We start from the raw sequence: 4,008 nt of genomic DNA, 5'->3' as shown, positions 1-4,008 counted from the left end.
CAGTTCACCGCCAATACCATGGCCTGCGTCTCCGAGGCGATCGGGCTGGCGCTGCTCAATTCCTCGGGCGCGCCGGCACCCTACGAGAGCCGCGACGCCTATGGCACGGCCAGCGGCGCGGCGGTGATGCGGCTTCTCGAGAAGAACATCCGGTCGCGCGACGTGGTGACCCGCAAGAGCCTCGAGAACGCGGCCCGCGTCGTCGCCTGCACCGGCGGCTCGACCAACGGCGGGCTGCATCTGCCGGCCATCGCCCATGAGGCGGGCATCGAGTTCACGCTGCAGGACGTCTGCGACATCTTCCACGACACGCCCTATTTCGTCGACCTCAAGCCGGGCGGGAAATACGTCGCCAAGGACCTCTACGAGGCCGGCGGCGTGCCCGTCGTGCTCAAGGAGCTGATGCGCGCGGGCCTGCTGCACGGCGAGTGCATGACCGCGAGCGGCCGGACCATCGGCGAGGAGCTCGACGATATCCGCGGCGAGGCGGACGGCCGGGTGATCTATCCGGTCGACAAGCCGATCTCGAAGACCGGCGGCGTCGTCGGCCTGATGGGCAACCTCGCGCCCGACGGCGCCATCGTGAAGGTCGCCGGCATGTCCGAGGCCGAGCAGGTCTTCACCGGCCCGGCGCTGGTCTTCGAATGCGAGGAGGACGCCTTCGCCGCGGTCCAGAAGCGCGCCTATGCCGAGGGCGACGTGATCGTGATCCGCAACGAGGGCCCGATGGGCGGCCCCGGCATGCGCGAGATGCTCGCCACCACCGCGGCGCTCTCGGGCCAGGGCATGGGCAAGAAGGTCGCGCTCATCACCGACGGCCGCTTCTCCGGCGCCACCCGCGGCTTCTGCGTCGGCCATGTCGGCCCGGAGGCGGCCCATGGCGGCCCGATCGCCCTGATCCGCACCGGCGACGTCATCACCCTCGACGCGATCAAGGGCGAGATCAGCGTCGCGCTCGACGAGGCCGAGCTGGCCGAGCGCCGCAAGGCCTGGACCGGCCCGCGCGAGACGATCTACGCCTCCGGGGCGCTCTGGAAATACGCCCAGCAGGTCGGCCCGACCCGCCTCGGCGCCGTCACCCATCCCGGCGCCCGGGCGGAACGCCATGTCTATGCGGATCTCTGACCGGCCGCGCGCCGCCGCGCTCCTGATCGCCGGCCTCGCGCTCGCGGCCTGCGAGGGGCTGCCGGGCGCCGGCGGGCCGAGCCGCGCCACGGTAAGCGTCGCCGGCGAGCCCATCGTGATCGCCGGCCCGCCGGGCTTCTGCATCGACCGCGAGACCCTCAACGTCAGCGACTTCGGCGCCTTCGCGCTGATGAGCGACTGCGCCCTGCTCGCGGGCGGCGACCGCTCGGGCGTCATATCCGGTGCCGCGCTCACCGCGAGCATCTCCTCGGGCGGCCTCGGGGGCGAGGGCGACGACCCGGTGCAGTCGCTCGCCGATCTCGCGGCCTTCGCCCAGACCGGCGAGGGCCGGGCGATGCTCGGGAGGAGCGGCAGTGCCAACGGCGTGCGCATCCTCGCCACCCAGCAGCGCGGCGAGGTACTCTTCGTGCTCGTCGAGGACCGCGGCCCCCAGCCGATCGCCGGCGTCGACCGGCGCTTCTGGCGCGCCTTCCTCGAGGTGAAGGACCGCATGGCCGTGCTCTCGGTGCTCGGCTTCGAGGACGCCGGTCTCGATCCGCAGGCGGGCCTCGACCTGCTCGCCGCCTTCGTGGCCGCGCTCCAGCGCGCCAACCCGGCTTGACCGGGACCGGCTTCCCCCGGCTCTTCGCGCCGCTCGACCTCGGCTTCGTCACGCTGCCCGACCGGGTGATCATGGGCTCCATGCACACCGGGCTCGAGGAGACCGGCGACTGGGCGCGGGTGGCGGCCTTCTACGCCGAACGCGCCCGCGGCGGCGTCGGGCTCATGGTCACCGGCGGCATGGCGCCCAATGCCGAGGGCGCCGTGCTGCCGGGCGCCGCGGGCCTCTTCACCCGCGAGGACGTGGCGAACCACGCCCGCGTCACCGGGCGCGTGCATGCCGAGGGCGGGCGGATCGCCATGCAGATCCTCCACGCCGGCCGCTACGCCTATTCCGAGGCGGCGGTCGCGCCATCGGCGCTCAGATCGCCGATCTCCCGGCACGTGCCCCGCGAACTGGACGCCGCCGGCATCGAGAAGCAGATCGCCGACATCGCCACCGCCGCGGCGCGCGCCCGCGAGGCGGGCTACGACGGCGTCGAGATCATGGGATCGGAAGGCTATCTGCTCAACGAGTTCCTCGCCCCCCACACCAACCGGCGCAGCGATGGCTGGGGCGGGGATTTCGCGCAGCGCATGCGCCTGCCGGTGGAGGTCGTCCGCCGGACACGCGCGGCGGTCGGCGCCGACTTCATCCTGATCTACCGCCTCTCGATGATCGACCTCGTGCCCGAGGGCCAGACCTGGGACGAGGTCGTCCGGCTGGCGCGGGCGGTCGAGGCGGCGGGTACCACGATCATCAATACCGGCATCGGCTGGCACGAGGCGCGGGTCCCCACCATCGCCACCTCGGTGCCGCGCGCGGCCTTCACCTGGCTGACCCGGCGGCTCATGGGCGAGGTCGGCGTGCCGCTGGTCGCCTCGAACCGCATCAATGCGCCCGAGGTCGCCGAGGCGGTGCTGGCGGAAGGCGCGGCCGACATGGTCTCCATGGCCCGCCCCTTCCTCGCGGATGCGGAATTCCTCGCCAAGGCGCGGACCGGCCGGGCCGGCGCCATCGTGCCCTGCATCGCCTGCAACCAGGCCTGCCTCGACCATACCTTCGAGCGCAAGGTCGCCTCCTGCCTGGTCAACCCGCGCGCCGGGCACGAGACCGAGCTCGTCTATGCGCCGGCCCCGCGCCCGCGCCGGATCGCGGTGGTCGGCGCCGGCCCGGCCGGCATCGCCGCCGCCCTGGTGGCGGCCCGGCGCGGCCATCGGGTGACGCTCTTCGAGCGCGCACCCGCCATCGGCGGCCAGCTCGACATGGCGCGCCTCATTCCCGGCAAGGAGGAGTTCGAGGGGCTGCTCGCCCATTACCGCCGCGCGGTCGCGGCGGCCGGCATCGAGCTTCGCCTCGGCACCGAAGCCTCGCCGGAGCTGCTCGCACCCTTCGGGGCGGTGATCGTCGCCACCGGCGTCCGCCCGCGCGATCCCGCGATCCCCGGACGGCAGCTGCCGCATGTGCTGGGCTATGTGGACGTGCTGCGCGGCCGGGCGCCGGTCGGGGAGCGCGTGGTCATCGTCGGGGCGGGCGGCATCGGCTTCGACGTGGCGACCTTCCTCGCCCAGGACGGACCCTCGCCGACGACCGATCCCGCGCTCTGGAGGCGCGAATGGGGCGTGGGGGATCCGGCCCTGACCCGCGGCGGCCTCGCCGCGGAAGGCCCGAGGCCCGAACCCTCGCCGCGCGAGATCACGCTCCTGCAACGCAAGCCCGGCCGCCCCGGCCGGGGCCTCGGCAGGACCACCGGCTGGATCCACCGCCTGAGCCTCCAGGGCAAGGGTGTCGCGATGCGCGGCGGCGTGAGCTACGAGGAGATCGTACCGGAGGGCATAATCGTCAGCGACGGTCCCGAACGCGCCGACCCGCGCCTGATCGCCGCCGACACGATCGTGATCTGCGCGGGCCAGGAGCCGGAGCGATCGCTCCTCGACGCGCTCACCGGGCGCGGCATCCCCGCCGAGGCCATCGGCGGCGCCGAGCGGGCGGCCGAGCTCGATGCGAAACGGGCCATCGACCAGGGCAGCCGGCTGGCGGCGCGCCTCTGACGCCTGCGGCCGAATGCGCCGGCTCCTTCCACGCTTCGCGCCGGGACGCCGGACTTCCGCCCCTCCCATATCCTCTGGGCCACGCGGTGGCGCCACGGGGGAGATCGGCGCCGATCCGAAGCAATCACCCGGAGGCCATACCGTACCAGCGCCCCCGCGCGGTCACCTCCTGTTCCTCCCGCGGCCCGGGTGTCCCCAGCCCGATCGACCCGTGGCGATCGGGCCGCGCCG

The 4,008-nt window shown here is 73.7% G+C and carries 3 protein-coding genes; all 3 read left to right on the top strand.

The genetic code is table 11. The features are described 5' to 3' along the window. The coding region (locus V7050_RS19150) for a dihydroxy-acid dehydratase domain-containing protein (RefSeq protein ID WP_324411052.1) at positions 1-1,125 on the top strand (1,125 nt) is incomplete at its 5' end. Then, a complete protein-coding gene (locus V7050_RS19145) occupies positions 1,106-1,747 on the top strand; it encodes a hypothetical protein (RefSeq protein WP_324375833.1) in 642 nt (213 codons plus the stop codon). The genes V7050_RS19150 and V7050_RS19145, both read left to right, overlap by 20 nt. Next, positions 1,744-3,777, top strand: a complete 2,034-nt coding sequence (locus V7050_RS19140) for an NADPH-dependent 2,4-dienoyl-CoA reductase (RefSeq protein WP_324370305.1) — start codon at positions 1,744-1,746, stop codon at positions 3,775-3,777. Before V7050_RS19145 ends, V7050_RS19140 begins: the two co-directional genes overlap by 4 nt. Positions 3,778-4,008 lie beyond the last annotated feature (231 nt).

The organism is Amaricoccus sp. (assembly GCF_036846665.1).
Taxonomy (GTDB): domain Bacteria; phylum Pseudomonadota; class Alphaproteobacteria; order Rhodobacterales; family Rhodobacteraceae; genus Amaricoccus.
This window is presented reverse-complemented; position numbering and strand designations above follow the sequence as displayed.

What these genes read in the sequence shown, in the direction of transcription:
- V7050_RS19145 (WP_324375833.1), top strand. Translation starts at nt 1,106, where the DNA reads ATGTCTATGCGGATCTCTGACCGGCCGCGCGCCGCCGCGCTCCTGATC.